General features: G+C 70.3%; 3 protein-coding genes. 1 reads left to right on the forward strand and 2 read right to left on the reverse strand.

Annotated elements, in window-relative coordinates; translation table 11 throughout:
* Positions 1-740 precede the first annotated feature (740 nt).
* Positions 741-947, reverse strand: a complete 207-nt coding sequence (bldC, locus tag ABZ371_RS30180; protein ID WP_003949541.1) for a developmental transcriptional regulator BldC — start codon at positions 945-947, stop codon at positions 741-743.
* A 722-nt stretch (positions 948-1,669) separates the two neighbouring features.
* Entirely contained in the window at positions 1,670-2,515 is an 846-nt protein-coding gene (locus tag ABZ371_RS30185; protein ID WP_358685563.1) for a hypothetical protein, read from the reverse strand.
* 176 nt (positions 2,516-2,691) lie between these two features.
* Here ABZ371_RS30185 and ABZ371_RS30190 point away from each other — a divergent pair, with 176 nt between their 5' ends.
* Positions 2,692-3,783: a Glu/Leu/Phe/Val dehydrogenase dimerization domain-containing protein gene (locus ABZ371_RS30190; protein WP_358685565.1), complete on the forward strand. Its 1,092-nt coding sequence runs from the start codon at positions 2,692-2,694 to the stop codon at positions 3,781-3,783.
* The last annotated feature ends 50 nt before the right edge of the window (positions 3,784-3,833 follow it).

Here is a 3,833-nt window from a genome sequence, read left to right on the forward strand (position 1 = left end):
CGCCCGCCGGCGCGCCGGACGGGGCCTTCACGGCGGCCTCCCGCCCGCCGGGCGCCACCGCCGATCACGAAGACGGGCCCGCTCCCGGATCCGAGGAGGGGGACAACGGCCCCGGAGGCCACCCTCCGAGGTGACCGAAGTCCTTTCACGACATGACGATCGGCCCCGGCCGGCCGCTCTCCGGACGTGGCAGGCTCGATGTCGGCAAGACCCGAGCGGTGTGACGGGAGTCACTCAATTCGTTTTGCCAGGGGGGTACTTTACGCACTTCCTACAACTGGCGAATTTAATATGTGCAATTGCACTCCTCGCCGGGCACATCCCGGACCGATTCACCCGAGCCCGCCCACCACGTCCGGGTCCCGGACGAACAGCCCGAACGGGCACACCACCACCCCGGGGCAAGAGGCCCGGGAAACCGACCCGTCGGCCTGTTGTGCGCCTGCGGCCGGGCCGTCGGAGGCCGCGACGGGCTGCCGCCCCGAAGGGGACGCGCGGCCCCTTCGCGGTCCCGTACGGCCGCCGGCAGGTGCCCGGCAGGTGCCCGGCACAGAACCTCGGCGCACACAAAAAAGATCGCGCTGGACCCGGCGGAGTCCAGCGCGATCGAACGACGCATCCTGCATGTCACAGGCATATGACGCCCGTTGGGGCAGGCGTCCGTCGTGTGGAGCTATGAGTGGCCACCGGGGGTTGGGGGACCCGTCGGTAGCCCTTTGTGCTGCGGCGACAGGGGTGTGTCAGGCCTCGCTGCGCTGCTGCGGAATACCCGCAAGCAGTGCGCGGACCTCTGCCTCGCGGTACCGGCGATGTCCACCGAGCGTGCGGATGGACGTGAGCTTGCCAGCCTTGGCCCAACGGGTGACCGTCTTCGGGTCCACGCGGAACATCGTGGCGACCTCAGCCGGGGTCAGCAGCGGCTCGGCATCAGGGGTGCGAGCGGTCATGAGCGGCCTCCTCGGGAGAACCGAACCATCTCGGTTCTTTCCTCTAAATTCTGCACCTTGACCCGCGTTGCCCGAAATGGCGGACGCGGGCCGAGTCGGTTATAGGACGAACGGCTTGTCCTCGGCACTACAACTACACCATCCGTCCGGCCACGTCGGCCAAACCGATGGAATTGCCCTCCCAGGTGTTCATCAGCGACGGAAGCCGATGGACCATGCCATAGCGGACAGTCACGCCCTAGTAACGATCAGTCACAGAGCGATCAGGAGTCGTCAGAAGTCGTCAGACCCCCCATAGCGTGCAATGCTGAGCATTCCACCCAAAGTTGGGCGGACAGAGTCTCCCCAGGACCCCTTGTCCTATTTTGGCATGAGGAGTAGGGAAGGGCGCAAGAGCCCCGTTAGTGCTATCCATCACGCTTGAGGCAAAGGCCCGGTTCGGGACGTAGGTCCCGCCGCGTGGTGGAGCGCTCTTCCGCCTCACCTGTCACACGCATCACACGGGGCGTCCGGTTCACTTCCCGTCAGTTCTTCTCGGACATCCGCCTCCACCTCCGCCCGCCGCCTCGGCCCCTCCGGAGCGCCTCCCGGAGGACTCCCCCGGCGTCCGCGGACTCCTGGGACCCCGCGGCGTCCTTGATGCCGGACACCGCACAGGATGTCTCTTCCCTCCTGAACGCCTGTCTATGCGGCGGTTACTGGCGCTTGACGAGGCTTTACCCCTAGTTGGCCGACTGCCGGTCCCGTACCGCCCGCCACCGCTCGGCGAGACGCCCGTACGCGACGCCCGCCGCGTCGGTGTCCCCGGCCCGCAGGGCCGCGATGCCCTCGGCCACGTCGGCGGCCGACCGGTCCGCCGCCAGGTGCTCCGCCGGCAGCGCGTGGACCAGGCCGCCGTAGTCCAGTTCGACGAGTGCCCGGGGGTGGAACTCCTCCAGCCAGCGCCCCACGTCCACCAGCCCCTCCGCGAGGGGACCCGCGTCGACCGCCTCCCGCAGGGTCCGCAGGGCCCGCGCCAGCCGACGGCGCGCCTGCACCATCGGCGTCCGGTAGCGCAGCACCGGCCGGACACCGTCCGTACCGCCCGCCACGTACTCCCGCTCCGCGTCGTCGAAGAGGACGAACCAGCGCACCGGGACGTGCCACACGGTCGTCCGGATCCAGGGACGGGCGTCCGGGTTCCGCTCCGCCCAGCGCTCGTAGTCCGCGACCGCCTGCCCCCGCACGACCGGCGGCAGCACCGCGTCCAGCACCGTGGCCGGAAACAGACCCCCCAGTTCGTCCAGAGCCATCCAGCCCCGCATGCGGGTCCGCCACGGACAGACGCACACGGCCCCGTCCGCTTCCGCCACGAACGCGTCACCGCTCTCGTGCACGGGCACCCCCACCGGCGGAGTGGGCACCAGGTCGGCCAGGGAGCGCCGGAGTTCGTCCTGCGCGGTGGGGAGCTCAGCCCGCCGGGCGTAGCGCTCCCAATGGCTGCGTTCGGGCTCGGGGAAGGCGGCGAGCGGCTCGTACACCCGCAGGTAGGACGCGTATGGGACAAGCACTGAAGACACCACCGGCATGCGGCGAATCGTGTCACGCCCGTACTCCGCCAGGGGGTGATCCCGAGCACTGAAACAGATCTACGGGCCCGTAGGACTTACAGTCTTGCCCAGCCGGACCGGCCGCGCGGGCCGGTCCGGGGCCCTCCCCACCTTCAGGAGGGTCTTCCGCCGCTTCGTACTTGGGAGTCACCACAGTGACCGATGTGACCGGCGTGCCCGTCGATGTGCTGCGTACCCTGTTCCACTCGGATCAGGGAGGTCACGAGCAGGTCGTGATCTGCCAGGACCGTGCCAGCGGCCTCAAGGCCGTCATCGCCCTCCACTCCACCGCCCTGGGCCCCGCCCTCGGCGGCACCCGCTTCTACCCGTACGCCTCCGAGGCGGAGGCCGTCGCCGACGCGCTGAACCTCTCGCGCGGGATGTCGTACAAGAACGCCCTGGCCGGGCTCGACCACGGCGGCGGCAAGGCCGTCATCATCGGCGACCCCGACCTCGTCAAGACGGACGAACTGCTGCTCGCCTACGGCCGGTTCGTGGCCTCGCTGGGCGGACGCTACGTGACCGCCTGCGACGTCGGCACGTACGTCGCCGACATGGACGTCGTCGCCCGCGAGTGCCGCTGGACCACCGGCCGCTCACCCGAGAACGGCGGGGCCGGCGACTCCTCCGTGCTGACCGCCTTCGGCGTCTTCCAGGGGATGCGGGCCTCCGCCCAGCACCTGTGGGGCGACCCGACGCTGCGGGGCCGCAAGGTCGGTGTCGCGGGGGTCGGCAAGGTGGGCCGCCACCTGGTCCAGCACCTGCTGAGCGACGGGGCCGAGGTCATCGTGACGGACGTCCGCGAGGAGTCCGTGCGCCGGATCACCGACCTCCACCCCGAGGTCGGCGTCGCCGCCGACACGGACGCGTTGATCCGCACGGAGGGCCTCGACATCTACGCCCCGTGCGCCCTCGGTGGCGCCCTCGACGACACGACGGTGCCGGTGCTCACCGCGAAGGTGGTGTGCGGCGCCGCCAACAACCAGCTCGCGCACCCGGGCGTCGAGAAGGACCTTGCCGACCGTTCGGTTCTGTACGCACCGGACTACGTGGTGAACGCCGGTGGCGTGATCCAGGTCGCCGACGAGCTCCGCGGATTCGACTTCGACCGGTGCAAGGCGAAGGCCGCGAAGATCTTCGACACCACGCTGGCCATATTCGCACGTGCGAAGGCCGACGGCATTCCGCCGGCCGCCGCCGCCGACCGGCTCGCCGAACAGCGGATGTCCGAGGCCCGCCGGCGCTGAGGCGTCACGCCACCCGGCACCGGGTGCCCGCACCGCCGGGCCGCCGGCCG

It is taken from the genome of Streptomyces sp. NPDC005899, assembly GCF_040629645.1.
In the GTDB taxonomy this organism is placed as follows: Bacteria; Actinomycetota; Actinomycetes; order Streptomycetales; family Streptomycetaceae; genus Streptomyces.

Bases quoted from the DNA above. Each gene is read 5' to 3' on its own strand.
- bldC (WP_003949541.1), bottom strand. From the start codon at position 947: ATGACCGCTCGCACCCCTGATGCCGAGCCGCTGCTGACCCCGGCTGAG.
- ABZ371_RS30185 (WP_358685563.1), bottom strand. From the start codon at position 2,515: ATGCCGGTGGTGTCTTCAGTGCTTGTCCCATACGCGTCCTACCTGCGG.